Origin of the sequence: Amycolatopsis sp. NPDC005961 (genome assembly GCF_040629235.1) — a bacterium.
Classification (GTDB): Bacteria; Actinomycetota; Actinomycetes; order Mycobacteriales; family Pseudonocardiaceae; genus Amycolatopsis; species Amycolatopsis camponoti.
Map to the genome: position 1 here is coordinate 102,270 of NZ_JBEXVF010000003.1, position 21,910 is coordinate 124,179.

General features: G+C 71.6%; 26 protein-coding genes. 9 read left to right on the forward strand and 17 right to left on the reverse strand.

From position 1 onward, the window contains the following. Positions 1-38: 38 nt before the first annotated feature. From ABZ342_RS03890 to ABZ342_RS03900, 3 genes are all read right to left on the reverse strand, one after another. Positions 39-1,250, reverse strand: a complete 1,212-nt coding sequence (locus tag ABZ342_RS03890; RefSeq protein ID WP_360468482.1) for a sigma-70 family RNA polymerase sigma factor — start codon at positions 1,248-1,250, stop codon at positions 39-41. Beyond that, a complete protein-coding gene (locus tag ABZ342_RS03895) occupies positions 1,250-1,645 on the reverse strand; it encodes a YciI family protein (protein ID WP_155545018.1) in 396 nt (131 codons plus the stop codon). The genes ABZ342_RS03890 and ABZ342_RS03895 overlap by 1 nt, the downstream gene beginning before the upstream one ends. Before the next feature lie 67 nt (positions 1,646-1,712). Next, a complete protein-coding gene (locus ABZ342_RS03900; RefSeq protein WP_360468483.1) occupies positions 1,713-2,105 on the reverse strand; it encodes an MmcQ/YjbR family DNA-binding protein in 393 nt (130 codons plus the stop codon). Positions 2,106-2,127: 22 nt separating this feature from the next. Between ABZ342_RS03900 and ABZ342_RS03905 the strand changes: the two genes are divergently transcribed. Further along, on the forward strand, positions 2,128-3,279 hold the full coding sequence (locus ABZ342_RS03905; protein WP_360468484.1) for an MFS transporter: 1,152 nt from the start codon (positions 2,128-2,130) through the stop codon (positions 3,277-3,279). Here the strand turns inward: ABZ342_RS03905 and ABZ342_RS03910 are convergent. Continuing rightward, positions 3,269-4,063: a helix-turn-helix transcriptional regulator gene (locus ABZ342_RS03910; protein WP_360468486.1), complete on the reverse strand. Its 795-nt coding sequence runs from the start codon at positions 4,061-4,063 to the stop codon at positions 3,269-3,271. The genes ABZ342_RS03905 and ABZ342_RS03910 overlap by 11 nt on opposite strands. Positions 4,064-4,141: 78 nt before the next feature. Here ABZ342_RS03910 and ABZ342_RS03915 point away from each other — a divergent pair, with 78 nt between their 5' ends. Further along, a complete protein-coding gene (locus ABZ342_RS03915; RefSeq protein WP_360468488.1) occupies positions 4,142-4,990 on the forward strand; it encodes an NAD(P)H-binding protein in 849 nt (282 codons plus the stop codon). A gap of 1 nt (position 4,991) precedes the next feature. On the opposite strand, the gene ABZ342_RS03920 is transcribed toward ABZ342_RS03915, so the two are convergent. Then, positions 4,992-5,621 (reverse strand): winged helix-turn-helix transcriptional regulator, encoded by a 630-nt coding sequence (locus ABZ342_RS03920; RefSeq protein ID WP_360468490.1) that lies wholly within the window; start codon positions 5,619-5,621, stop codon positions 4,992-4,994. Between the two features lie 58 nt (positions 5,622-5,679). Between ABZ342_RS03920 and ABZ342_RS03925 the strand changes: the two genes are divergently transcribed. Next, positions 5,680-6,048, forward strand: a complete 369-nt coding sequence (locus ABZ342_RS03925; RefSeq protein WP_360468492.1) for a VOC family protein — start codon at positions 5,680-5,682, stop codon at positions 6,046-6,048. Here the strand turns inward: ABZ342_RS03925 and ABZ342_RS03930 are convergent. Continuing rightward, complete coding sequence (locus tag ABZ342_RS03930; protein ID WP_360468494.1) at positions 6,045-6,584, reverse strand: hypothetical protein; 540 nt, start codon at positions 6,582-6,584, stop codon at positions 6,045-6,047. The genes ABZ342_RS03925 and ABZ342_RS03930 overlap by 4 nt on opposite strands. A 68-nt stretch (positions 6,585-6,652) precedes the next feature. Here ABZ342_RS03930 and ABZ342_RS03935 point away from each other — a divergent pair, with 68 nt between their 5' ends. Beyond that, entirely contained in the window at positions 6,653-7,474 is an 822-nt protein-coding gene (locus tag ABZ342_RS03935) for a hydrolase (protein WP_360468496.1), read from the forward strand. Positions 7,475-7,818: 344 nt separating this feature from the next. On the opposite strand, the gene ABZ342_RS03940 is transcribed toward ABZ342_RS03935, so the two are convergent. The 6 genes from ABZ342_RS03940 to ABZ342_RS03965 all read right to left on the reverse strand — a co-directional run bounded on the left by ABZ342_RS03940 (position 7,819) and on the right by ABZ342_RS03965 (position 12,645). Further along, positions 7,819-8,964 carry a DUF6596 domain-containing protein gene (locus ABZ342_RS03940; protein WP_360468498.1) on the reverse strand — a complete coding sequence of 382 codons (1,146 nt, stop codon included), beginning with the start codon at positions 8,962-8,964 and terminating at the stop codon, positions 7,819-7,821. A gap of 3 nt (positions 8,965-8,967) precedes the next feature. Then, positions 8,968-9,417: a VOC family protein gene (locus ABZ342_RS03945; RefSeq protein ID WP_360468500.1), complete on the reverse strand. Its 450-nt coding sequence runs from the start codon at positions 9,415-9,417 to the stop codon at positions 8,968-8,970. A gap of 13 nt (positions 9,418-9,430) precedes the next feature. Continuing rightward, positions 9,431-9,928 carry a pyridoxamine 5'-phosphate oxidase family protein gene (locus ABZ342_RS03950; protein WP_155545029.1) on the reverse strand — a complete coding sequence of 166 codons (498 nt, stop codon included), beginning with the start codon at positions 9,926-9,928 and terminating at the stop codon, positions 9,431-9,433. Between the two features lie 86 nt (positions 9,929-10,014). Continuing rightward, on the reverse strand, positions 10,015-10,422 hold the full coding sequence (locus ABZ342_RS03955) for a YciI family protein (RefSeq protein ID WP_360468502.1): 408 nt from the start codon (positions 10,420-10,422) through the stop codon (positions 10,015-10,017). Between the two features lie 112 nt (positions 10,423-10,534). Then, positions 10,535-11,659, reverse strand: coding sequence for a C40 family peptidase (locus ABZ342_RS03960; RefSeq protein ID WP_360468746.1), 1,125 nt, complete (start codon positions 11,657-11,659; stop codon positions 10,535-10,537). A 23-nt stretch (positions 11,660-11,682) separates the two neighbouring features. Next, positions 11,683-12,645, reverse strand: a complete 963-nt coding sequence (locus ABZ342_RS03965) for a nucleoside hydrolase (RefSeq protein WP_360468504.1) — start codon at positions 12,643-12,645, stop codon at positions 11,683-11,685. Positions 12,646-12,697: 52 nt separating this feature from the next. On the opposite strand from ABZ342_RS03965, the gene ABZ342_RS03970 reads away from it, so the two are divergent. Together ABZ342_RS03970 and ABZ342_RS03975 are read left to right on the forward strand one after the other, a co-directional pair. Beyond that, positions 12,698-13,450, forward strand: a complete 753-nt coding sequence (locus tag ABZ342_RS03970) for an acyltransferase (RefSeq protein ID WP_360468506.1) — start codon at positions 12,698-12,700, stop codon at positions 13,448-13,450. 43 nt (positions 13,451-13,493) lie between these two features. Next, on the forward strand, positions 13,494-13,877 hold the full coding sequence (locus ABZ342_RS03975) for a DUF6234 family protein (RefSeq protein ID WP_360468508.1): 384 nt from the start codon (positions 13,494-13,496) through the stop codon (positions 13,875-13,877). A 1-nt stretch (position 13,878) separates the two neighbouring features. Here the strand turns inward: ABZ342_RS03975 and ABZ342_RS03980 are convergent, their stop codons facing one another. Further along, a complete protein-coding gene (locus ABZ342_RS03980; protein ID WP_360468510.1) occupies positions 13,879-15,204 on the reverse strand; it encodes an APC family permease in 1,326 nt (441 codons plus the stop codon). Beyond that, positions 15,201-16,076 carry a carbon-nitrogen hydrolase family protein gene (locus ABZ342_RS03985; protein WP_360468512.1) on the reverse strand — a complete coding sequence of 292 codons (876 nt, stop codon included), beginning with the start codon at positions 16,074-16,076 and terminating at the stop codon, positions 15,201-15,203. Before ABZ342_RS03985 ends, ABZ342_RS03980 begins: the two co-directional genes overlap by 4 nt. 75 nt (positions 16,077-16,151) lie before the next feature. On the opposite strand from ABZ342_RS03985, the gene ABZ342_RS03990 reads away from it, so the two are divergent. Further along, entirely contained in the window at positions 16,152-16,883 is a 732-nt protein-coding gene (locus tag ABZ342_RS03990) for an FCD domain-containing protein (protein WP_360468514.1), read from the forward strand. Positions 16,884-17,089: 206 nt separating this feature from the next. On the opposite strand, the gene ABZ342_RS03995 is transcribed toward ABZ342_RS03990, so the two are convergent. Both ABZ342_RS03995 and ilvA read right to left on the reverse strand, forming a co-directional pair. Then, entirely contained in the window at positions 17,090-17,656 is a 567-nt protein-coding gene (locus ABZ342_RS03995) for an NADAR family protein (protein ID WP_155545038.1), read from the reverse strand. 20 nt (positions 17,657-17,676) lie between these two features. Beyond that, the gene (ilvA, locus tag ABZ342_RS04000) at positions 17,677-18,933 is read right to left on the reverse strand and encodes a threonine ammonia-lyase IlvA (protein ID WP_360468517.1); all 1,257 of its coding nucleotides are present in this window, start codon (positions 18,931-18,933) and stop codon (positions 17,677-17,679) included. Between the two features lie 88 nt (positions 18,934-19,021). Between ilvA and ABZ342_RS04005 the strand changes: the two genes are divergently transcribed. Both ABZ342_RS04005 and ABZ342_RS04010 read left to right on the forward strand, forming a co-directional pair. After that, positions 19,022-19,513: a SigE family RNA polymerase sigma factor gene (locus tag ABZ342_RS04005; protein ID WP_360468519.1), complete on the forward strand. Its 492-nt coding sequence runs from the start codon at positions 19,022-19,024 to the stop codon at positions 19,511-19,513. Continuing rightward, a complete protein-coding gene (locus tag ABZ342_RS04010; RefSeq protein ID WP_360468521.1) occupies positions 19,510-20,496 on the forward strand; it encodes a hypothetical protein in 987 nt (328 codons plus the stop codon). Before ABZ342_RS04005 ends, ABZ342_RS04010 begins: the two co-directional genes overlap by 4 nt. On the opposite strand, the gene ABZ342_RS04015 is transcribed toward ABZ342_RS04010, so the two are convergent. Further along, a complete protein-coding gene (locus ABZ342_RS04015; protein ID WP_360468523.1) occupies positions 20,486-21,910 on the reverse strand; it encodes a short-chain fatty acyl-CoA regulator family protein in 1,425 nt (474 codons plus the stop codon). The two genes, ABZ342_RS04010 and ABZ342_RS04015, sit on opposite strands and share 11 nt — an antisense overlap.

Consider the following 21,910-nt stretch of genomic DNA (forward strand, 5'->3'; position numbering starts at 1 on the left):
GCCACCGTAGTGGGAATCGAGGCCGCCGTGGGAGGGTTTCAGCCGCTCCGGCCCGACTCCCGCAGCCGGGCGGCCCGCGTCAGGAGATACCGCTGCTCCGGGGTGTTCGTCGTCCGCGCGACCGCGGCGTCGTAGTGCCGGACGGCACCGTCGACGTCCCCGGCCAGCTCCAGCAGGTGCGCGCGGACGGCGTCGAGCCGGTGCCCGGCCAGCTCGACGGTTTCCAGCAGCGCGAGCCCGGCGTCGGGCCCGTGCACCATCGCCGTCGCGATCGCGCGGTTGAGCGTCACCACCGGGTTGTCCGTCAGCCGCTCCAGCCGCCGGTAGGTCCGCAGGATCCGGTCCCAGTCGGTGTCTTCGACGCGCGGCGCGATGTCGTGCGCGGCGGCGATCGCGGCCTGCAGCCGGTACTCGCCCGCGTCGCCGAGGGCGAGCGCCTCGGTGACCAGTGCGACGCCTTCCCGGATCTGGTCACGGTCCCACTTCGCCCGGTTCTGCTCGGCCAGCGGCACCAGCTCGCCGGAGGGCCCGGTGCGGGCCAGGCGCCGCGCGTCCGTGAGCAGCATCAGCGCCAGCAGACCGGTGACCTCGCCGTCGGCCGGCAGCATCCCGTGTAGCAGCCGGGTCAGCCGGATCGCCTCGCCGGACAGCTCGGTGCGGTGCAGGCGACCGCCCGCGCTGCTCGTGTAGCCCTCGTTGAACACGAGGTAGAGCACGTGCAGCACCGACCTCAGCCGGGCTTCGCGTTCTTCGCTCGCGGGCAGGCGGAACGGCACGTCCGACGCCTTGATCTTCGCCTTGGCCCGGGTGATCCGCTGCGCCATCGTCGCTTCCGGGACCAGGAACGCCCCGGCGATCTCGGCCGTGGTCAGGCCGCCGACCGCGCGCAGGGTCAGGGCGATCGCCGACGCGGGCGTGAGCGCCGGGTGGCAGCAGAGAAACAGCAGCACGAGGGTGTCGTCGCGATCCGGGACATCCGGCGGCGGTGGTTCGAGCGCCGCGGCGTCTTCCCGGCGGCGACGGGCCTGGTCGCTGCGGAGCTGGTCGGTCAGCCGGTTGACGGCGGCCTGGATCAGCCACCCACGCGGGTTGTCCGGCAACCCCTCGGACGGCCAGTGCCGCGCGGCCGCGAGCAGCGCCTCCTGCACGGCGTCCTCCGCGGCGTCGAAGTCGCGGAACCGCCGCGCGACGACGCCGAGGACCTGCGGCGCGAGCGTCCGCAGCAGGTCCTCGACCTCGACGGCGACCATCAGGCGGGCGCGCTCATCACCTGGCGGACCTCGATCGGCTGCCCGATCGGCACCCCGCCCGGCCCGGGCGCGGCCGAGGCCTGCGCCGCGATCTCCAGCGCGCGCTCCTCGCTCTCGACGTCGACGATCCAGTAGCCGGCCAGCAGCTCCTTGCCCTCCGGGTACGGCCCGTCGGTGACCACGGGGCTGGTCCGGCCGTCGGAGACGACCGTCTTCGCCACGTCGGGGCCGGCCAGGCCCTGCGCGTCGACGAGCTCACCCTTGTCCCGCAGCTCGGCGTCGAGCGCGTGCTGGAAGTCGATGTGCGCGCGGATGTCCTCCGGCGGCCATTCGCCCATCGGCAGGTCGCACGCGGTGCTCCCGCTGTAGCTCATCAGCAGCATGTACTTCGCCATGATCGGCTCCTTCTTCGGCGCCCCGGTGGCGCGTTCACGGGAAAGGACGGAGTCCGGGCCGCGGTCTCTACATGGTTCGCCGATTTTCCGTCCACGTTTTCGCCAGCCGCTTCGGTGCCCGGCACAACCAGGCCTCGACCAGCACTTCTTCGAGCGTCGGCAGGTCGATCCGGTCGAGCTCGACGAGGATCGCGGGGAAGCCGCGGAAGTGCGGAGTCGTGAAGAAGACGGCCGGGTCGTCGGCGACCAGCGCGTCCTTGACCCCGACGTCCGGCACGTAGGCGCCCACCGGCCCGGTGGGCGCCCGCGCGCCGAGCGCCTCGACGTCGCCCTTGCGCAGCGGGCGCTCCCAGGCGAAGCCCTTCTTGCCGACCTGCCACGCCAGGTATCCGCGCGAGCTGTCCTCGGCCACCTCGGGCAGCCCGCGCGCGATCCGGCCGACGTCGTCCCAGCTGACCACGGCGATCAGGATAATCGCCGAAGTGACCGAGGACCTGAGACGCGCTCGCCGGGGAGTTTCCGTCGTCTTCGCCGTCTGCGGCGCGGCGTTCGCGACCTGGCTGGCGCGGGTGCCGGCGGTGCAGGAGCAGCTGGGCCTGACCACGGGCCAGCTCGCGACCGGCCTCTTCGGCCTGGCCCTGGGGTCGGTGGTCGCGCTGGTGGCGGCGGGGGCGCTGCTCACCCGGATCGGCAGCCGTGCGGCCGTCGTGCTCGGCGCGGTGACCCTGTGCGGCGGGCTCCCGCTGGTGGCGTTCGCGTGGTCGGCGCCCGTGTTCGTCGCGGCGCTCGTCGTGCTCGGCGTGGGCAACAGCCTGCTCGACGTCGCGATGAACGCGCACGCGGCCCGCGTCGAGGAGGGCTACGGGCGCCCGATCTTCGCCGGCTTCCACGCGTTCTGGAACATCGGCGGCCTCGCGGGTTCCGGCGTCGACGCGCTGATGGAGGCCCTGCACGTCCCGGTTTCGGTGCACTTCCCGATCGCCGCCGCGGTGCTGCTCGCGCTGGCGCTGCGGGGGAGGGCGCGCTTCCTGACCGGAGCCGACCGCGGCCAGGGCGACGCGGCGTTCGCGTGGCCGAGCCGGGCGCTGGTGCCGCTCGGCGTGATCGCGTTCTGCGGGTTCGTCGCCGAAGGCGCGGTCAACAGCTGGAGCGCGGTGTACCTCGCGGACGTCACCGGCGCGACGCCCGCGCTCGCGTCGCTGGGTTACTTCGCCTTCTCCGGGACGATGATCGCGGTCCGCCTGGTCGCCGACCGGGTGGTGGCGCGCACCGGCGCGGTGCGGTTCGTCCGCGTGGCGACCACGGTCGCGGTGCTGGGCTTCGCCGTGGTCCTTTTCGCGCCGTGGCCGGTCGCGGTGGTGTCCGGCTTCGCGGTGGTCGGCCTCGGCGTGGCCGGGATCGTGCCGATCGCGTGGAGCGTGGCGAGCCGCAAGCAGGCGGACGCGCCGGGGCGCGCGGTCGCCGCCGTCGCCGCGTGCGGGTACCTGGGTTTCCTGGTGGAGCCGGTGCTGGTGGGGGCGCTGGCGACGCGGATCGGCCTGCACTGGGCGTTGTCGTCGGCGGTCGTGGTGACCTTCGGGATCTTGTTCCTGGCGCCTTCGCTGCGGGTCCGCGAGCCGGCACTCACGCGCTGAGGAGCCGCTTCAGTCCTTCGGCCGACGGCGTGCCCGGCGCCGCCGTGTAGACGAGGAGCCGGTGCTCGTGGCCGGGGACGGCGAGGATCTCGCAGTCGAGTTCCAGCGGACCTGCGACCGGGTGGACGGTCCGTTTCGTCAGCGTCCGCTGCACGACGACCTCCCGCTCCGCCCACAACCGGGCGAACTCGGGGCTTTCCCTGAGGAGGTCGTCGACGAGTGAACGAACGGCGTGATCCGCCGGGTACCGCCCGCTCGCCCGCAGGTCCGCGACACACAGCCGGGCCAGGTCCAGGCGGTTGCCGGTGATCGTGTCGCCGGTGTCGAACAGCCGGCGCAGCCGGTTTCGTCGCCGTGGTGACCACGCGGCCGGGTCGCCGACCAGCGCGACCAGCATCCGGTTCCAGGCCACCAGGTCGTAGCGCGCGTCGATCACCATCGCCGGCACGTCGCCGAGGCGGTCGAGCAGCCGCAGGACGTTCCCGGGTACCGGCCGTGGCGAGGGCACCGGAGCCGGACGCGCCAGCCGCCGCAGGTACGCCTGTTCGTCGCCGGTCAGGCGCAGCGCGCGGCCGAGCGCGGTGAGGACCTGGTCCGAGGGCTGCGGTCCGCGGCCCTGTTCGAGCCGCAGGTAGTAGTCGACGGAGATCCCGGCCAGCAGCGCCACCTCCGCGCGCCGCAGCCCCGGCGTCTGCCGCCGCCCGCCGGGCACGAGGCCGACGTCGGCGGGCTGCAGCCGGGCTCGCCGGCTACGCAGGAACCCGCCCAGCTCCGCCCTGTCCACGCCTCCATCATCACCCCGCGCCGGGGTGGTACCGCCAGTGCCTACCCCGTTCCGTCCACGCGGGACGAACCTTCGGACATGACGATTCTGGTGACTGGCGCCCGCGGGAACGTCGCCCGCGCGCTGGTGGGACAACTGCTCGAAGACGGACACGAGGTGCGCGCGGCCGGTCGTGACCCGGGCCGGGCCCGGCTGCCCGGCGGGGTCGAGGTGGTCGCCGCCGACCTGGCCCGGCCCGAGAGCTGGGACGCGGCCCTGGACGGCGTCACGAAGGCGTTCCTCTACGCGGGCACGGCCGGGCTCGCCGGGTTCCTCTCTCGGGCGGGCGGCCTGGCACAGGTCGTGCTGCTGTCCGCCCTGGGCGCGGATCCCGCGTCGGAGGACGCCATCACCCGCGCCCACGGCGAAGCCGAGCAGGCCGTCCGGGATTCGGGGATCCCGTGGACGTTCCTGCGCCCTGGCGGTTTCGCGGCCAACCGGCTGATGTGGGCGGAGCCGGTCCGCGACGGCGTCGTGCGCGACCCGTTCCCCGACTCGCACGCGGCGTTGATCCACGAAGCCGACATCGCCGCCGTCGCCGCGTGCGCGTTGACGTCCTCCGGCCACCTCGGTGCGGCGTACGCCTTGACCGGGCCCGAGTCGCTCACGGTGCGGGACCAGGTCTCGGTACTCGGCCGCGTGGCCGGACATCCGGTCCGCCTCGAGACCCAGGACCTCGGCGACTACCGCCGTGAGCTCGCGGCGGCGTTCGAGGCCCGCGGGCTCGGCCGCGTCGGTTCGGCGGAGGTGATCGAAGCCCGCATCCGGCGGCTGGCCGCCCTGGTGGACCGGCCGCAGGCGACGACGGAGACGGTCCTGGCGGTCACCGGCCGTCCGGCGCGAAGCTTCGCGGAGTGGGCCGGCGACCACGCCGGGGACTTCGCGTGAGTCAGCCTTCGTGTTCCCTCAGCAGCCGGCGGACGGCCTTCCGGTCGCCATCGACCGTCATCCGACCATCGGCGATCGCTGCGTCGAGGTCCTGGGGTCGGTCGAGGAGCGCGTTCAACGTCGGCGGGTCGGTCCGGATCGTCGCGTCGGGTGCGACGGGTTCGCCCGGCTCGACCGTCAGCCGGCCGGGCTCTGTGCGGACCGTCCACACGCGAGCGTCCAGTTCGACGCGGTAGCGGGCCGTCGCGCTGGGGCGCGCGGAGCCGCGGAGGAACAGCAGCATCGACGTCGCGCCGAGCGTCGCCGGCCGGGGGAGGGGGACGCGGGCGGCCCACGCCCCCAGCGCCAGCACGATCGGCTCCAGCTCACGACCCCACTCGGTCAGTTCGTAGACCGTCGACGCCGCCGGGGGCGGCAGCTTCCGGCGGGTGACGACGCCGTGGCCTTCGAGCTCGCGGAGCCGGTCGGTGACCAGGTTGGAGCTGGCGCCGGGCAGCGCGCGGCGGACGTCGGAGAAGCGCTGGGGCCCGAGCAGCAGCTCGCGCACGACGAGCAGCGCCCAGCGTTCCCCGACGACGTCCAGCGCGCGGGCGGTGGCGCACGCGTCCCCGTAGCTCCGGCTCGTCGGCATGGTGCCAACCTACAACTTGGAGGTTGTTTTTAACAACTAGCGGCGTACGGTAGCCGCCATGGGCAATCCGGTAGTGCACTTCGAGATCATCGGCACCGACCCGGCGCGCTTGCGCGGGTACTACGGCGAGCTGTTCGGCTGGGACTACGACACGTCCGGGCCGGTGTCGGACCAGGTGTCGGAAGCGGGGAACTACGGCTTCGTCGAAACGGGGACCATTCCGGGCGGCGTCGGCGGCGGCGCGGGACACGAGAGCCACGTGGTGTTCTACGTGGGCGTCCCGGACGTCGCGACGGCACTGGCCGAGGCCGAACGCCTCGGCGGAACGCGTCGGATGGGCCCGGACCGCGCGCCGGGGCGAGACCTGGTGGTCGCCCACTTCTCCGACCCCGAAGGCAACCTGATCGGGCTCGCCGGCCCGGCTTAGAGGTCTGGCGCCGTGCCTTGGACGTCGGCGCGGCAGGCTTCGAGGAACCGGTCGCCGGACTCGCTGATCCCCGTCAGCACGTGGTCGAGGCTGGCGCGCCGCACCGTCGTCTCCCCGGAGTCCAGTTCGGCGAGGATGGCGTTCACCCCGTTGCGGGCGACTTTCCACAGGTCCTTGCCGCGGCGGCGGGGTTCGTCGGTGCCGAACAAGGCGACCTGGTTGTGCGCTTTGCGCAGCTCGTTGCGCCGTTCGCGCCACCGGGCCTCGACCTCGTCGCGGTTCTCCGGTCGCAGTGTGGCGAACTCCGACCGGATCAGCTGGAAGGCTTCTTCGCCCGCGTTCGACATGCCCGCGTAGGCCTTGACCCGTTCGTCACGCAGCCAGTTGGCGTGGTCGGCCGCGCGCTTCTGCGCCTCGGCGTGCCGAGTCGCCTTGAGCTTGCGGCCCTCCACGAACGTCGTGGTCAGCAGCGTGAGCACGACGCCGCCGAGCGTCGCTCCCACGGTGATCAGCTGCGTGGTCGTCCCCGAGTCCATGGCGGAATTGTCCAGCACTCGCGCACGGAGGTTGACCTCGACCTTGCTGGAGCTTCAAGACTGGCGTCATGACGATCTGGATCTGCGGAACCTGCGGGGTCGAACACCCCGACACCGACCAGCCCCCGGCGGGCACCTGCGCCATCTGCGCCGACGACCGCCAGTGGGTGCCCGCCTCCGGGCAAGTGTGGACGACCCTCGACAAGCTGTCGGCCGGCGGCCACGACGTGGTGCACGAGGAACTGGAACCGGGGCTGCACCGGTTCAACCGTGAGCCGCCGTTCGGCATCGGCCAGTGGACGCACCTGGTCCGCACCACCGAGGGCAACCTGCTGTGGGACCCGCCGAACCACCTCGACGCGGCGCTCGCCACCCGTATCGAGGAACTCGGCGGCGCCGCGGTGATCGTGGCCAGCCACCCGCACATGTACGGCTCCCAGGTCAGCTGGAGCCACCGGCTCGGCCGAGTCCCGGTACTGGTGCACGCCGCCGACCGGCAGTGGGTGCAGCGCGAGGACCCGGTGATCCGGGAGTGGTCCGGCACCGAGCGGGTCCTGCCCGGCGTGACGCTGGTCGAGGCCGGCGGCCACTTCCCGGGCGCGGCGGTGGCCCACGTCGAGAACGAGACGGGCGGAACCCTGCTGGTCGGCGACACGATGCTGCCGGTGGCGGCGGCGGGTTGGGTGACGTTCATGCGGAGCTACCCCAACCGGATCCCGCTGTCGGCCGGCCTGGTGCGGCGGATCGTGGACCGGCTGGAGCCGTACGAGTTCGACCGTCTGTACGGCCTGCTGGGCGGCAAGATCCTGGGGGATGCGAAGGGGGCGGTCCGCCGGTCGGCCGAGCGCTACATCGAGTGGGTCAGCGGGGCGAACGACCACCTCGGCTGAGGGGCGGTCAGCGGCCGACTCGGCGAGGCGAGTCCGAGCAGGCCGACTCGGTTGCAGGGTGCGCTGGCCAGACGACGCCGCCGCCAGCCGCCCGGCCACGGTTTCCGGGCGGCCGTCGGGTCGCCCCCGGTGGCGTCCGACTCGGCTCCGGCGGTGCCCACTCTGCGATGCCGATGGTGGCTGGTGTTGGTTTCGGGTGGCCGCCGGAAGTCGGATGGCGGCGGACTCCGTTCCGGGGGCGTGCCGACGGCCCACCTTGACTCCGGGCGGCCGCCTTGGTTCCGAGGGCTGCCACCGAACAATGTCGCGTGATCGACCACCACTCCCACCAGGCAGCGAGCCGTTCAGCCGCGCAAGCGCGTGTTGAGCCGCGCGGCCTGCCGGGTCAAGTGGTCGCGTTCCGCGAGGTTCGGTGCCTTCTGCGCCGCTTCCGCGTACAGGCGCGCGGCCGTCGCCAGGTCGCCGTCGCGTTCGCGGAGGTACGCCGCCACCGCCGCGTGGCGGGGCAGCGCCTCGTCCAGTTCGGCCAGCGCCGCCAGGCCGGCGCGCGGTCCGTCGGCCTCGCCCACCGCCACCGCGCGGTTGAGCCGGACGACCGGGCTGCCGGTCAGGCTCGCGAGCTCGTCGTACCACTCGACGATCTGCACCCAGTCCGTCTCCTCGGCGGTCGGCGCGTCGGCGTGCAGAGCCGCGATCGCCGCCTGGGCCTGGAACTCGCCCAGCCGGTCGCGGGCGAGCGCCGTCTGCAGGATCGCGACGCCCTCGGCGATCGCGGAGGTGTCCCACCGGCCGCGGTCCTGCTCGGCGAGGGGCACCAGGCTGCCGTCGGCCGCGGTCCGCCCGGCGCGTCGCGCGTGGTGCAGCAGCATGAGCGCCAGCAGCCCCGCGACCTCGGGGTGGTCGATCGTGGCCGCGAGCTGCCGGGTCAGCCGGATGGCCTCGGCGGCCAGGTCGACGTCGCCGGAGTAGCCCTCGTTGAAGACCAGGTAGAGGACACGCAGCACGGTCGCGACGTCACCGGGCTGGTCGAACCGCACCTGTCCGACCGTGCGCTTGGCCCGGCTGATGCGCTGCGCCATGGTCGCTTCGGGGACCAAGTAGGCCTGCGCGATCTGGCGGGTGGTCAGCCCGCCGACCGCGCGAAGCGTGAGCGCGACCGCCGAAGACGGCGTCAACGACGGATGCGCGCACAGGAAGTACAGCTGCAGCGTGTCGTCCGCGGCGGCCGCCGGCCCGGGCGCCGGCTCGACGTCGACGAGGTCCTCACGCCGCCGGCGAGCGGTGTCCGACCTGTTCGCGTCGAGGAACTTGCGCCAGGCGACCGTCACCAGCCAGCCCTTGGGATCGCGCGGCGGTTCGGCCGGCCAGACGCGGAACGCCTCGACCAGCGCGTCCTGCACGGCGTCCTCCGCCGACGCGAAGTCGGCGCCGCGCCGCACGACGATGCCGAGCACGTGCGGCGTCAGGCTCCGGAGCAGGACCTCGTCCACTGTTCACCCGACCTTTTCGGCCAGCTCGACGATGATCCCCGCGGGGCCGCGCAGGTAGCAGAGCCGATAGCTGTCCTCGTACTGCGCGACCTCGCCGACGAGCTCGGCGCCGTGCTTCCGCAGCCGCTCGACGACGTCGTCGAGGTCCGCGACCTCGAACAGGATGTGCCGGAGGCCGGGCGTGTTCGACGGCGCGGCCGAGTCGCCGGCCGGACCCACGGGCGTCCGGTACCTGATCAGTTCGAGGCATCCGTGGCCGTCCGGGGTCCGCATCATCGCGACGTCCGAGCGGACCCCGTCGAGCCCGGTGATGAGGTCGACCACGCGGCCTTCGACCGTCATCTCGCCCTCGAGCTCCAGCCCGAGCTCGGTGAAGAAGGCTTTGGCGACGCCGAGGTCCTCGACGACGATGCCGACGTGTTCGAGGCGGGCCGGCACGCGGTTGGCACTCATGTCGATCTCCTTCTCAAGCCTGCTGGCGTTCCTTCTGCCGCTGCATCAGCTCTTCGACGGCGCTGGGCAGCGTCGTCTCGAAGTCGATCAGCTTGGCCCACGTCGGCGTGACCACGATCCGGACCATGCCGTCGTAGAGCGACCGCACGCCCGCCTCCCACTCCACCCGCTGCTCGGGCGTCATCTGGTAGGTGCCGTTGAACTGCAGGTACTCGTCCGGGATGCCGTCGACCACGTCCAGCTCGACCGTGCCGCGGATCAGCAGGATCTTCGGCGGGTGCACCTCGGTGTCGATGGTCAGGGCGACCGCCGGGTGCCGGCGCAGCGCCGGCAGCTTCGGCGCGTTCGTCGACGTGCAGAGGACGATCTCCGAGCCGTTCCAGGTGAAGCCGATCGGGATCGAGCGGGGCGTGCCGTCGAGGGCGGTGTAGGCCAGCCTCGTCAGATCCCGGCCCAGCAGCTCCCGGCTGAGCGGGCGGTTCAGGACTTCGTCGATGGCGCTCTGGTCCATGGCGGTCTCCTCGTCGATCGGCGGTGCGTTCGAGCCGGGGACGGAGCTGTGGGCGGTTTCTCGACAACGCCTGATTGTGACGCAGGTCACTCAGTGATGGTCTGCATCGGGCCCCAGAACGGACGCACCTCGAGCCACTCGCACACCGGCTCGCCGCCCGCACCCGGGGCGGCCGACAGCTCCGCGGCCAGCTCGAGGGCGCGCTCGTAGCTGTCGACGTCGATGACCGTCCAGCCGGCGATGAGGTCCTTCGTCTCGGCGAACGGGCCGTCGGTGACCGGCGGGCGTCCCTCACCGTCGAACCGGACGAACGTCCCGTCGGGAGTCAGCGCCTGGTGCTCGACGAACTCGCCGGTCTCCTCGAGCCGGGTCCCGAAGTCCTGCATGTACTTCACGTGGGCCGTGATCTCCTCCGGCGTCCACTGGTCCATGGGCACGTCGTTGCCCGAAGCCGGGGCGCCGCGGTAGTGCTTGAGCAGCAGGTACTTGGCCATGGTGGTTCTCCTCGGTGCGGGTGCGGCCCATCTTGGCCGCGTTCGGCACGGGGACGCAGCCGGGCACGGGATCTCGACATCACCCGGCCAGGTTTTTGCCCGGCGGCCGCGATCAGGCCGTCGGGCGGCCGGCTCCGGCGTAGTCGTCGCCGTTCTTGCGGTAGGAGTGCACCTGCACGGCCTGGCCGGTCTGCGGCGCGTCGATCATCTGCTGGTTGCCGATGTAGAGCCCGACGTGGTGGATCTTCGTCGCCGGCTCGCCGTAGAAGATCAGGTCGCCCAGCTGCGGATCGGTCACGTGCGGGACGCTCCGGAACTGCGTGTCGGCCGTGCGCATCAGCTTGACGCCGGCGCTCCCGTACGCCGCCGTCGTCAAGCCGGAGCAGTCGAAGCCGGGGTCGTTGCCGCCGGTGCCGTTGCCGCCCCAGATGTAGGGGAGGCCGATCTTGTCGATGGCGAAGTTCACCGCGCTCAGCACCGCCGGGTTCGGCGCCGCCGCGCCCTGGCCGACCGTGCCGTAGACGTTGACCGTGGCCAGCGTCCGGTGCAGGAGCAGAGGAGCCGACTGCAGCTTCGCGACCGAGTCCCACCACGGCTGGCCCTGGGACAGGTCGGTGCCGCCGTCGCAGAGCGCGCGTCCGGTGGTCAGCGCGGCGTCGTCGATGTTCTGGACATCGGGCTTCCCGCCGGTGTAGCTCGCCTGGTACTTCGCCCAGATCGCCGGGGCGACCTGCATCGGACCGGCGGCGTTCGCCGTCGAGACGACCTTGTCGTAGAAGTCGCGCACCTCGATCGTGCCGAGCGGCTTGTCCAGCACGCCGGTGGTGCCGATCTGCCCGCCCTGCGCGCGGCCGTGGTCCGTGGTCACTTTCCCGACCGCGGCCAGCGTCACCCACGACAGGTGGCAGCCGGGGAGGTCCTTGCCGATTTTCGTCGTCGCCTTCGCGTAGCCGACCATGGCGCGCAGGGGCACGTCGAGCCACTGGCTGGTCTTGGACGCCCAGGCGTCGAACTCACTCGCTTCGGGCACCTTCGGCGGCGCCGACGTCTGCGGCGGCGTGGTCATCTTCGGAACGGACGTCGACTGCGCGACCGTCGCGGCGGCGTTCGTCGTCTCCTGCTGATCCGGCGCGAACCGGACGCCGACCACGAGCGCGGCGGCGACCACGACCACCGCGGCGACCACGACGGCGGCCTTGCGCCGACGGGGCTCAGCCTTCTCGCCGGTCTCCTCCACCGGCACGACCTCGGGCTCGTCGCTCACCGCGCGGCCCCGGTCAGCCGGTCGAGGACGAAGCCGCGGAGGCCGTCGAGGTCGGTGTCCATCGCGACCTCGATGGGGCGGCCGGGACTGAACTGCGGATCGTCCTCGCCGAGTCGTCGCCGATCGACCAGGGTCTGCCCGCGCGCCGGGCCCAGCCCGCAGTCGACGTCGACGCGGTAGGTCTCGGTGTGCAGGATCCCCGGTGAGATCGCTTCCGCGACCGCGACGGCGTCGTGCATGACCATCCGGTCCTCGCCGAACACGCGCGTGTAGTGCTGCCGGTAGGTGGACGTGAGGCCTTCGAGGGTGGCGCCGACCGGACCGGACGCCGCGAGCTTCGCCAGCCAGTCGGCGTCGACGGCGCAACGGTGCGTGAGGTCGAGCGGCACCAGCACGACCGGGACGTCTTCCTCGACCAGCACGCGGCGAGCCGACTCGGGGTCGCTCCAGATGTTGAACTCGGCGGCGGTGGTGCTGTTGCCGAAGGTGACCCCGCCGCCCATGATCACGAGCCGGGCGATCTTCGCCGCGGCGCCCGGGTGGGCGGCCAGCAGCGCGGCGATGTTCGTCAGCGGCCCGATCGGCGCGATGGTCACCGGCTCGTCGGCGGCTTCGAGGAGGTCGAGCATCAGGCGGACGGCGTCGCGCTCTTCGAGGGGACGGGTCGCCTCGGGCAGCGTGTAGGAGTGGCCCGACAGGCCGTCGCCGCCGTGGACCTCTTTCGCGTCACGCGGCTTCGAGTAGACCAGCGGTCGCGCGGCCCCGGCGGCCACCGGCACGTCGGCGCGGCCGAACAGCTCCAGCAGCCGGCGCGCGTTCGAGGTCGTGCGGTCCAGCGGCACGTTGCCGAAAACCGACGTCACACCCAGCAGGTCGACGTCCGGCGACAGCGCCGCCAGCGCGATCGCCAGCGCGTCGTCGACGCCCGGGTCGGTGTCGATGATCAGCTTCGTGCCCATCCAGCTCCCCTTGCCTGTGAACCCGTCCCGCACACAGGTTACGGTCACCGGCATGACGTCGATGTGGGGTGCGCCCGCGCTGTCGCGGGTGCGGGCCTGGCGGCGCGCACGGCGCGATCCGCGGCAGGCGAAGTTCCTGACCGCCGACTCGCTGCGCTGGGTGCTGCGCAACCGCGCGTACACGCCCTGGTACCTCGTCCGGTACTACCGGCTGCTCAAGTTCCGGCTCGCCAACCCCCACATCATCCTGCGCGGCATGCTCTTCCTCGGGAAGGACGTCGAGATCCACTGCCGCCCGGGCTACGGGCGGCTGGAGATCGGCCGCTGGGTCCACATCGGCGACGGCAACGCGATCCGCTGCCACGAGGGTTCGCTGCGGATCGGCGACAAGTCCGTGTTCGGCCGCCAGAACGTCATCAACTGCTACCTCGACATCGAGCTCGGCGCGGCCACCCTGGTCGCCGACTGGGTGTACATCTGTGACTTCGACCACGTCATCGCCGACATCCACGTGCCGATCAAGGACCAGGGCATCGTGAAGTCGCCGGTGCGCATCGGACCGGACACGTGGCTCGGCACAAAGGTCAGCGTCCTGAAGGGCACTCGCATCGGCCGCGGTTCGGTGCTGGGCGCGCACGCGGTCGTTCGTGGTGACATCCCGGACTACTCGATCGCGGTCGGTGCGCCGGCCCGTGTGGTGCGTAACCGCGAAGAGGACTACGCGGCCGACGCTGCTCGCCGTGAAGCCGTCGCGGACATGGCGCGGAAGGCGAACAAGGCGCTGCAGAAGACCCTCGAGCAGTAGATCTACTCAGGTCCTTCGTCTCCCGGCCGGACATACTGACGGCGTGGGGGAACTCCGGACCGCGTGGTCGTCGATCGTGCTGGCGCTGTGCGCCGTGGGCCTGCTGCTCGTCGTGCCGTTCTTGTTCTTGCAGGGTTTCGTGGCGAGCTTCCCGGTGTTCGGGTCGAGCGGTCACGCGGGCGACGGCTACCTGACCTGGGCGGCCTGGCTCGGCGCCGGGCTACCGCTGGTGGGCGTGATCGTCGCCGCTCTCGGGCGGCGTCGCGGGTGGACGTGGTTCTTCGGGGTCTGCCTGGTCCTGGCCGTCGCGGTCGCCGGGATGAACTGGGTCGATCACGTCCGCCACGCGCCCCCGCCCCCGCCCCCGCCGGAGCCGCGCCACTGCGTCGAGCGCAGCGGCGGCGACAACGAGTGCCCGGGCGACTGAGCTACTCCTCGAACGTCATCTCGGGCGGCGGCCGCCGGAAGCCACGGGTGATCGCCGCCAGCACGACGATGCCGATCGCCAGCCAGACCAGCCCGAACACCAGCGCGATGCCGTCCAGGTTGACCAGCAGCCACAAATCGACCACGGCACCGATCACCGGGAAGACCACCCAGGTCAGGACGCGTTTCCCGGCCCGGTCGCGCAGCCACGTCGCCAGCACGCTGACGTTGACGAACGTGAACGCCGTGAACGCCCCGAAGTTGATGAACGACGTCGACGTGCTGACATCCAGCGACAACGCGACCAGTCCGACGAGCCCGGTCAGGACGATGCCGAACACGGGCGTCGCGAACCGCGGCTGGAGCTTGCCGAAGATCCGCGGCAGGACACCGTCGCGGCCCATGGCGAACATCAGCCGCGACGCGCTCGCCTGCGCGGCGATCCCCGACGCGAACTGCGCGACGACCAGACCGGCGAGGAAGAACGACGCGAAGAGGTTGCCCCCGATCGTCGTCGCGATTTCGAACGCGGCGGACGACTCGTCGGTGAACGCGCTGCCCGGGTGCGCGAGCTGGGTGAAGTAGGCGAGCACGATGAAGATGCCGCCGCCGATAAGCGCGGTCAGCAGGATGGCGCGGGGGATGGTCCGGCGCGGCTCGGTCGTTTCTTCGGTCAACGTCGTGACGGCGTCGAAGCCGAGGAACGAGTACGTCGCGAGCGCGGCGCCGCCGGAGATCGTTCCCAGCGTGCTGCCCGCGTGGAAGAACGGCTGCGTGCTCGCCAGCGAGCCGCCGACGTGCAGCACCTGCTTGACCGAAAGAACGACGAAGAAACCGATCACGAGGATCTGGAAGGCCATCAGCACGAAGTTCGCCTTCTCGGCGATCTTGATGCCGAGCACGTTGAGGATCGTGGTCAGCAGAATAAAAGTGATCAACCAGAGCCAATTGGGCACCGACGGGAACTCGGCCGACAGGTAGGCACCGCCGATCAGCCAGATCACCATCGGCAGGAAGAAGTAGTCGAGCAGCACGGCCCAGCCGACGAGGAACCCGGCGCGCGCGTCGACCGATTTCCGGACATAGGTGTAGGCCGAGCCGGCGACGGGGTAGGTCGCGGCCATCTTCCCGTAGCTCGCGGCGGTGAACAGCATCGCGACCAAGGCGAGCAGATAGGCCGAGGGCACGGTGCCGTCGGTCGACGTCGCGACGATGCCGAACGTGCCCAGCACGATCAGCGGAGCCATGTAGGCGAGCCCGAACAGGACGACGCCGGGCAGCCCGAGCCGGCGCTGCAGGGCGGCCGGGGCCGCGGCCGTGGAGGTCATCGGTCGTCTCCTTCTCGTGGACGCCAGCGGTCCGGGTCGATGCGGCCCTGGTAGAGCGGCAGGTCGAGGGGCGCGTCCGCGGACGTGAACTGCGCCCACATGCGGTTGGTGCCCGCGGTGCCCACGCGGCGAACGCGCGCCACCTCGTCGAGGTCGATCGTGTCGGCGAGAACGCCTTCGGCGCTGCCGGGCAGTGCGCCGAGCACGTCGCCTTCGGGGCCGACGAGCAGGCTTTCGCCCATCCCGAACGGCCCGGCCGTGTTCACGCTGGCGACGAAGACCTGGTTGACGATGGCGTTCGCCCGGGCCAGCACGAGCTCCTGGGCGCGGTCGGGGGTCGTGGTCTGGACGGGGTTGAGCACGACCTCGGCACCCATCCAGGCGAGGTGCCGGGTCACTTCGGGGAACCAGGCGTCGTAGCAGATGGAGAACCCGACGCGGCCGGCCTCGGCCAGATCGGCGACGACGAACCGGTCGCCGGGGTCGTAGGGCTCGTGCGGTCGCCAGGGGAAGACCTTGCGGTACCAGCCGGCCAGCTCGCCTCGCGGGGAGAAGACCAGCGCGGTGTTGAACAGCTCGCCGTGGTCGCCTTCTTCGCAAACGGTGCCGGGCGCGAGCCAGATCCCCAGGTCGCCGGCCAGGTCGGCGAGTGCTTTGGTCCGTTTTCCGGCCAGGGGCTGGGCGGCGGCTCGGAGCTGCTCGGTGCGTTCGTCGCCTTCGCCGTCGACGCCGCAGAGGTGCAGTTCGGGGAAGGCGACCAGGCGCGTGTCCGGGAACCGGCCGAGGACGGCTTCGACCTCACCCGCGAACCCGGCGTCTCCGACGGGCCGGGGCGGGGCTTGCACCAAGGCGATCGGCAGGGGGCGCGGCATGGACGAAAAATAGTCCATCTTGAACACTTAAACAAGAGTGCTCAAGATGAGCAGTTTGTGCGGTACGGTCGATTCATGGCGACGGCAGACCTGAGCGCCCCGGCCCTGACCGGCATCCGGCGGCTGTCCGCACTGGACACCGTCCGCGCTCGCATCGCGCTCGCCGTGGAACTGGGCCTGCTGAAGCCAGGGGAGCGACTACCGGCGAACGCCGATATCGCGCGAGCGCTCGGGGTCGCCGAGATCACCGTGCGGAGGGCCCTGGAGTCCCTGGCCGGCGACGGGCTGATCGAACGCCGCCGCGGCCGAGCCGGCGGAACGCTCGTGGCCGCGGATCCGCCGGCGGAGCGAGTCCGCGAGGTCGGCGCCTACCGCGAGTCCGCGCCCGAGGTTCGTGACCTGATCGACCACCGCCTGGTTCTGGAGGTGGGTTTGGTCCAGTTGGTGGCGAAACGATCACCGGACCTCCCGCGCCTGCGGACGTTGGTCGCCCGCATGGACACGGCGACGGGCTGGGCGGAGTTCCACGAACTCGACGTCGAGTTCCACCGAACGGTGGCGGCTCCCGCCCCGGCCGCCGTGGTGGCGCAGTACGAGACGGTGCTGGCCGAGCTGTACCGGTTCTACCTGCCGTACCCGATGGCAAAGCTGCGCGAGTCGAACCGCGACCACGCGCGCTTGGTGAAGGCACTGGCAGCGGGCGACCCGGACGCGGCGGCCCGGGTGACCAGAAAGCACGTGCGCGGCCTGCACCAGACGATGTTCGTCGGCCTCGACGCAGGCGACTCGGCGACGACCGATAGTTGACGACGGCCTTGGCTGGCCACCTCTAGGAGCCGGTCACGCCGATCGGCAGGGCGCTCCGGGTGCGGCAGAAGATCGGCGGCGCGCTGATGACCGTCGAAGACGACGCCCACGGCTCGCTGTCCTCACTCCCGTGCGCTGACGGCGCGACGACACGGGTCAGACGACGTCGGAATCGTGCCCGAGCGCGCCGGTCCCCACGCCGTGACTCAGCGGGGTCGCAGCTGCTCGCGGACCTCCATCAACGCGAAGCCGAGCAGGTTCAGCCCGCGCCAGTAGTCCGGCTTGGTCGCGTTCTTCTCCTCGCGTGCGAGGCCGGTGCCCCACACCAGGTCCTTCTTAGACGCCTCGACGATCACCGCTTCGCCCGTCCCGAGCAGGAACCGGCGCAGGTCGCGGTGAGCGCGGAACTTGGCCAGGTTGCCGTCGACGACGATGTCGAACCGGTGCCGCTCCCAGGTGGCGGCGTCGAACCCCTCGACCTCGCGGCCGAGAACCTTCGCCGTCTTCGCGTCGGGCGTCTCCCGGATCAGCGCGGCCTTCTCGTGGTCACCGAACAGCGCGGCCTTGCCGGCCATCATGTAGTGCTCGGCGGTCGGGTAGACGACGCCGTCGGCCTCGAACGGGTCGACCCACCACTGGCTCAGGCAGCTCGACGTCACCCGCCCGGACTTCGTGGGCGTGTGCCCGTAGAACAGCAGGTATTCGGGCTCCGCACCCTCGTGGACCTTTTCGCGCAACGCCTCGACACTGCGGACCCCGTCGACCTTCACCATCCGCCTAGTGGACCACGGCCTTAAAGCAGGAAGTGGAACAGGGGGCTGCCCGGCTCGATCCGCTCCACCTGAAGGGGGCTCGCATCCATCCGCGCCAGCAGGCCGGGGAGGTCGGATGACCGGGCGATTTCCACGCCGACCAGGGCCGGGCCCATCTCGCGGTTGGTGCGCTTGACGTACTCGAAGCGGGTGATGTCGTCCTCGGGCCCGAGCACCTGCTCGAGGAACCGCCGCAGCGCGCCCGGCTCCTGCGGGAAGCCGACCAGGAAGTAGTGCTTCAGCCCTTCGTGCATCAGCGAGCGTTCGAGGATCTCGCTGTAGCGGCTGACGTCGTTGTTGCCTCCGGAGACCACGACGACGACGGTCTGCCCCGGCTCGACCCGGACCACGGAGCCGAGCGAGGCCGCGGCCAGCGCCCCCGCCGGCTCGGCGATGATGCCGTCGGACTGGTACATCGCGAGCATCTCGGTGCAGATCGCGCCCTCGGCGACCGACGTCAGCTCGGCGCCGCTCTCGCGGATCAGCGGGTAGGTGACCGCGCCGGCTTCGCGCACGGCGGCGCCGTCGACGAACGTGTCGAGCTCGGGCAGCCGCACCGGGTGTCCGGCGTCCAGCGCCGCGGCCATGCACGCCGCCCCCGCGGGTTCGACGCCGACGACCCGGACGTCCGGGTGCCGCTCCCGCAGCCAGCTGCCGACGCCGGCGAGGAGCCCGCCGCCGCCGACCGGAACGACCACGACGTCCGGGATGAAGCCGAGCTGCTCGATGACCTCCAGAGCGACCGTGCCCTGGCCGGCGACGGTGCGGACGTCGTCGAACGCCGGCACGAGCGTCGCCCCGGTCCGCTGCGCGTCCTCGTTGGCCGCGGCGAAGGCGTCTTCATAGGTCTCGCCGACGACGATGACCTCGATGTGCGCGCCGCCGAGCGTCGCGATGCGTTCGCGCTTCTGCCGCGGCGTGGTCCCCGGGACGTACACGCGCCCGTTCGCGCCCAGCCGCCGGCACGCGTACGCGACGCCCTGGGCGTGGTTTCCGGCGCTGGCGCAGACGACGCCCAACGCTCGAGTGGTGTCGTCCAGCTGGACGATGAAGTTGTAAGCGCCGCGGATCTTGTACGACCGGACGGTCTGCAGGTCTTCGCGCTTCACCCAGACCTGGGCGTTCACCCGGGACGACAGCCGCGCGCTCGGCTCCAGCGGCGTGCGGGTCACCACCCCGGCCAGCCGCTCGGCGGCCTTTTCGATGGTCGCCGCGGTCACCGTGTCGATGTCGTGCACCTCGATGAATCTACGACTCGCGCGTGACGGGCAACCGTCCGGCCCTCCGGCCGCATCAAAGGGGTGACGAACAGGACAGGGGGCGCCGGTGAACGACTTCACCGAGTACGTGACGGCACGGTCGGCTTGGCTGCGCAAGGTCGCGTACCTGCTCTGCGGCGACTGGCACCGGGCCGACGACCTGGTCCAGGCGGCGATCACCCGGCTCTACGCGAGCTGGCCGCGCGCCGCCCGGGCGGACAACCTCGACGGTTACGTGCGCCGCACGCTGGTCAACGTGTACTTGGCCGAGCAGCGCACGGCGTGGTGGAGACGGGTGGATCTGCGCGGCGCCGACCACGACTCGCCACCGTCGCCCGGCCCGGACCTCGATTCGGCGCTCGACCTGCGGGCCGCGCTGGACCGGCTGCCCGCGCGCCAGCGGGCGACCGTCGTCCTTCGCTACTTCGGCGACCTGTCGGTCGCCGAAACCGCCCGGGCCCTCAGGTGCTCCGAAGGCACCGTCAAGAGCCAGACCGCGAAAGCCGTCGACACGCTCCGCGGCCTGCTGGCCGAACCCATCCGGGAGGGACGGGCATGACCGACCACGAGCTGGCCACCAAGCTGAAGGAACTCGCCGACGCGCCCGCGCCGCCGCCCCGGATCGACCTCGACCGCGCCCGCCGGCTGGGGGGACGTCGTCGTCGCGCGCGGACCACGGCGCTGGTCGTCGGCTGCGCCGCGGTGGTGACGGCCGCCGGTCTGACGGCCGTGTCGGTGTTCCGGACCACGCCCCCGCCGGCACCGCCCGCCGTCCTGCCCACACCCGCCCCCGTCGCGCCGGCGCCCACCGACAACCCGCTGGTGGCGAAGGCGAGCTTCGGCTGGCTGCCGGAGCCGATCACGGGCATCGAGTACGGCGCCGGCGGCCACGGCGACTACGCGCTGGCCATCGGCCGCGGGGATCTGGCGCCGATGATCTGGCTCGCGGTGTACGACCAGGAACCGCCGTTGGACCGCAGGCACGACATGGGCGGTCGGGCGGTGCGCGTCCCGGTCCGGGTCGGCGACCGCGACGGCTACTGGGTCACGACCGATGCGCGGGACCCCCTCAACCAGGGCAACAGCTACCTGCGCTGGCCGACCCCGGACGGCCGCTGGGCCGAGCTGAACGCGTACTACCTCGCGCTTCCCGACCTGCAGCAGGTCTTGCTGCGTGTCGCCGGCGAGGTGAAGTTCGCGAACCGCGCGGTGCCCCTGCCGCTGCACGTCACCGGTCTGCCGGAGACGTTCCGCGTCGCCGACGTCAACCTGTGGCGCCGTCCCGACACCGACAACGTCCCGTGGCGGGCGGTGCTGCAGTACTCGTCGAACGGCGCGTTGGCGACGATCACGGTCACTCTCCCCGGGGGCCGCGCGGACGGCCTCGGGACGCCGGTGTGCACGACGAAGAACGGGCTGCGGGCGTGCGTCGCGATCGACCACCCCCAGGCCGCGGGCGTCACTTCGCAGGAGCTGCTGAACCGGATCACGCTGCTCGGCCCGGACGAGTCGAAGTGGACGACGCACGTGATCAGCCCTTAGGGACCGCCGGGTAGGGGACGAAGGTGCTGGTGTTCTCGTCGACGGTGAGCTGCTTGCCGATCGTCGGGAAGGCGCGCTGGGAGCAAGCCGGCCGTTCGCAGACTTTGCAGCCCATCCCGATGGGTGTCGCGGCGGCCGGCTCGTCCAGGTCGAGCCCGGTCGAATAGACGAGGCGTCCCGCGTGGCGAAGTTCGCAGCCCAGACCGACCGTGAACGTCTTCCCGGGGCTGCCGTACCCGCCGATGTTCCGCGAGATCGTGCGCGCGATCCAGAAGTAGCTCTTCCCGTCGGGCAAAGTCGCGATCTGCGTGAGGATCTTCCCCGGCTGGGTGAACGCCTCGTAGATGTTCCACAGGGGACAGGCGCCGCCCACCCGGGAGAAGTGGAACCCGGCCGCGGACTGGCGCTTCGACATGTTCCCGGCCCGGTCCACCCGAACGAAGGAAAACGGCACCCCGCGCTGCTTCGGACGCTGCAACGTGGACAGCCGGTGGCACACGGTCTCGAAGCCGACGCCGAAGTGGTCGCACAGCCGCTCGATGTCGTAGCGGAACCGCTCGGCCGTGGCCAGGAACGGTCCATAGGGGAGGATCAGCGCCCCGGCAAAGTAGTTCGCCAGGCCGACGCGGGCCAGCGAGCGCGCGGCCGGGCCGGAGAACGCCCACGAGTCGGCCAGCTCGGTGATCAGGTCGTCGTACTCGAGCAGCGCGATCTGCGAAGCCATGCGAAACGCCTGCTGCCCGACGCGCAGGCTCGGCGCCAGCCGCAGCACCCGCGTCACCGGCTCGTAGCGGTGCTGCTGACCGGCGGATTCGTCGATCCCGTCGCTGGTCACCTCGACGCCGTAACGCTGCCAAAGCCGTTCCTTCAGGGCGCCGAGCACCTGGCCGCGCTGCAGCGGGATGTCGGCCGCCATCTTCTCGGCGCGTTCGTCCAGCTCGGCGACGTAGTTCTCGCGCTCGTAGAAGAAGTCCCGCACCTCCTCGTGCGGCAACGGCGCCGCCGCGCTGCCGTGCAGGCCCAGGCCGTTTTCCGTGGTCAGCGCGGCGGTGCTTTCGACGGCGTTGCGGTAGCGGCGGTGCAGCTTGACCAGCGCCTGCGCGAGGGCCGGCAGGTTCGTGGCCAGCTCGTTGAGCTCGCTCATCGTGACGTCCACGCCGAGAACCTCGTCGAGCAGGGCTTCCTTGACGTCGGCGACCAGCCGGGACGTGTCGTTGTTCGCGAAGAACTCGGTGTCCACCCCGAACGCCTGCGTGATCCGCAGCAGCACCGGGACCGTCAGCGGACGCGAATTGTGCTCGATCTGGTTGAGGTAGCTGGGTGAGATCTCCAGCACACGAGCGAGGTCGGCCTGGCTCATCGACCGGCTTTCGCGCAAGTGGCGCAACCTCGCTCCGGCGAAAGTCTTCTCCAT

Coding starts and splice junctions, on each gene's coding strand:
- ABZ342_RS03895 (WP_155545018.1), bottom strand. CDS start 1,645: ATGGCGAAGTACATGCTGCTGATGAGCTACAGCGGGAGCACCGCGTGC.
- ABZ342_RS03990 (WP_360468514.1), top strand. CDS start 16,152: ATGGCGACGGCAGACCTGAGCGCCCCGGCCCTGACCGGCATCCGGCGG.
- ABZ342_RS04015 (WP_360468523.1), bottom strand. CDS start 21,910: ATGGAGAAGACTTTCGCCGGAGCGAGGTTGCGCCACTTGCGCGAAAGC.
- ABZ342_RS03890 (WP_360468482.1), bottom strand. CDS start 1,250: ATGGTCGCCGTCGAGGTCGAGGACCTGCTGCGGACGCTCGCGCCGCAG.
- ABZ342_RS03950 (WP_155545029.1), bottom strand. CDS start 9,928: ATGGACCAGAGCGCCATCGACGAAGTCCTGAACCGCCCGCTCAGCCGG.
- ABZ342_RS03955 (WP_360468502.1), bottom strand. CDS start 10,422: ATGGCCAAGTACCTGCTGCTCAAGCACTACCGCGGCGCCCCGGCTTCG.
- ABZ342_RS03965 (WP_360468504.1), bottom strand. CDS start 12,645: ATGGGCACGAAGCTGATCATCGACACCGACCCGGGCGTCGACGACGCG.
- ABZ342_RS03995 (WP_155545038.1), bottom strand. CDS start 17,656: ATGGTGAAGGTCGACGGGGTCCGCAGTGTCGAGGCGTTGCGCGAAAAG.
- ABZ342_RS03935 (WP_360468496.1), top strand. CDS start 6,653: ATGACGATCTGGATCTGCGGAACCTGCGGGGTCGAACACCCCGACACC.
- ABZ342_RS03945 (WP_360468500.1), bottom strand. CDS start 9,417: ATGAGTGCCAACCGCGTGCCGGCCCGCCTCGAACACGTCGGCATCGTC.
- ABZ342_RS03985 (WP_360468512.1), bottom strand. CDS start 16,076: ATGCCGCGCCCCCTGCCGATCGCCTTGGTGCAAGCCCCGCCCCGGCCC.
- ABZ342_RS03930 (WP_360468494.1), bottom strand. CDS start 6,584: ATGGACTCGGGGACGACCACGCAGCTGATCACCGTGGGAGCGACGCTC.
- ABZ342_RS03970 (WP_360468506.1), top strand. CDS start 12,698: ATGACGTCGATGTGGGGTGCGCCCGCGCTGTCGCGGGTGCGGGCCTGG.
- ABZ342_RS04010 (WP_360468521.1), top strand. CDS start 19,510: ATGACCGACCACGAGCTGGCCACCAAGCTGAAGGAACTCGCCGACGCG.
- ABZ342_RS03915 (WP_360468488.1), top strand. CDS start 4,142: ATGACGATTCTGGTGACTGGCGCCCGCGGGAACGTCGCCCGCGCGCTG.
- ABZ342_RS03925 (WP_360468492.1), top strand. CDS start 5,680: ATGGGCAATCCGGTAGTGCACTTCGAGATCATCGGCACCGACCCGGCG.
- ABZ342_RS03920 (WP_360468490.1), bottom strand. CDS start 5,621: ATGCCGACGAGCCGGAGCTACGGGGACGCGTGCGCCACCGCCCGCGCG.
- ABZ342_RS03980 (WP_360468510.1), bottom strand. CDS start 15,204: ATGACCTCCACGGCCGCGGCCCCGGCCGCCCTGCAGCGCCGGCTCGGG.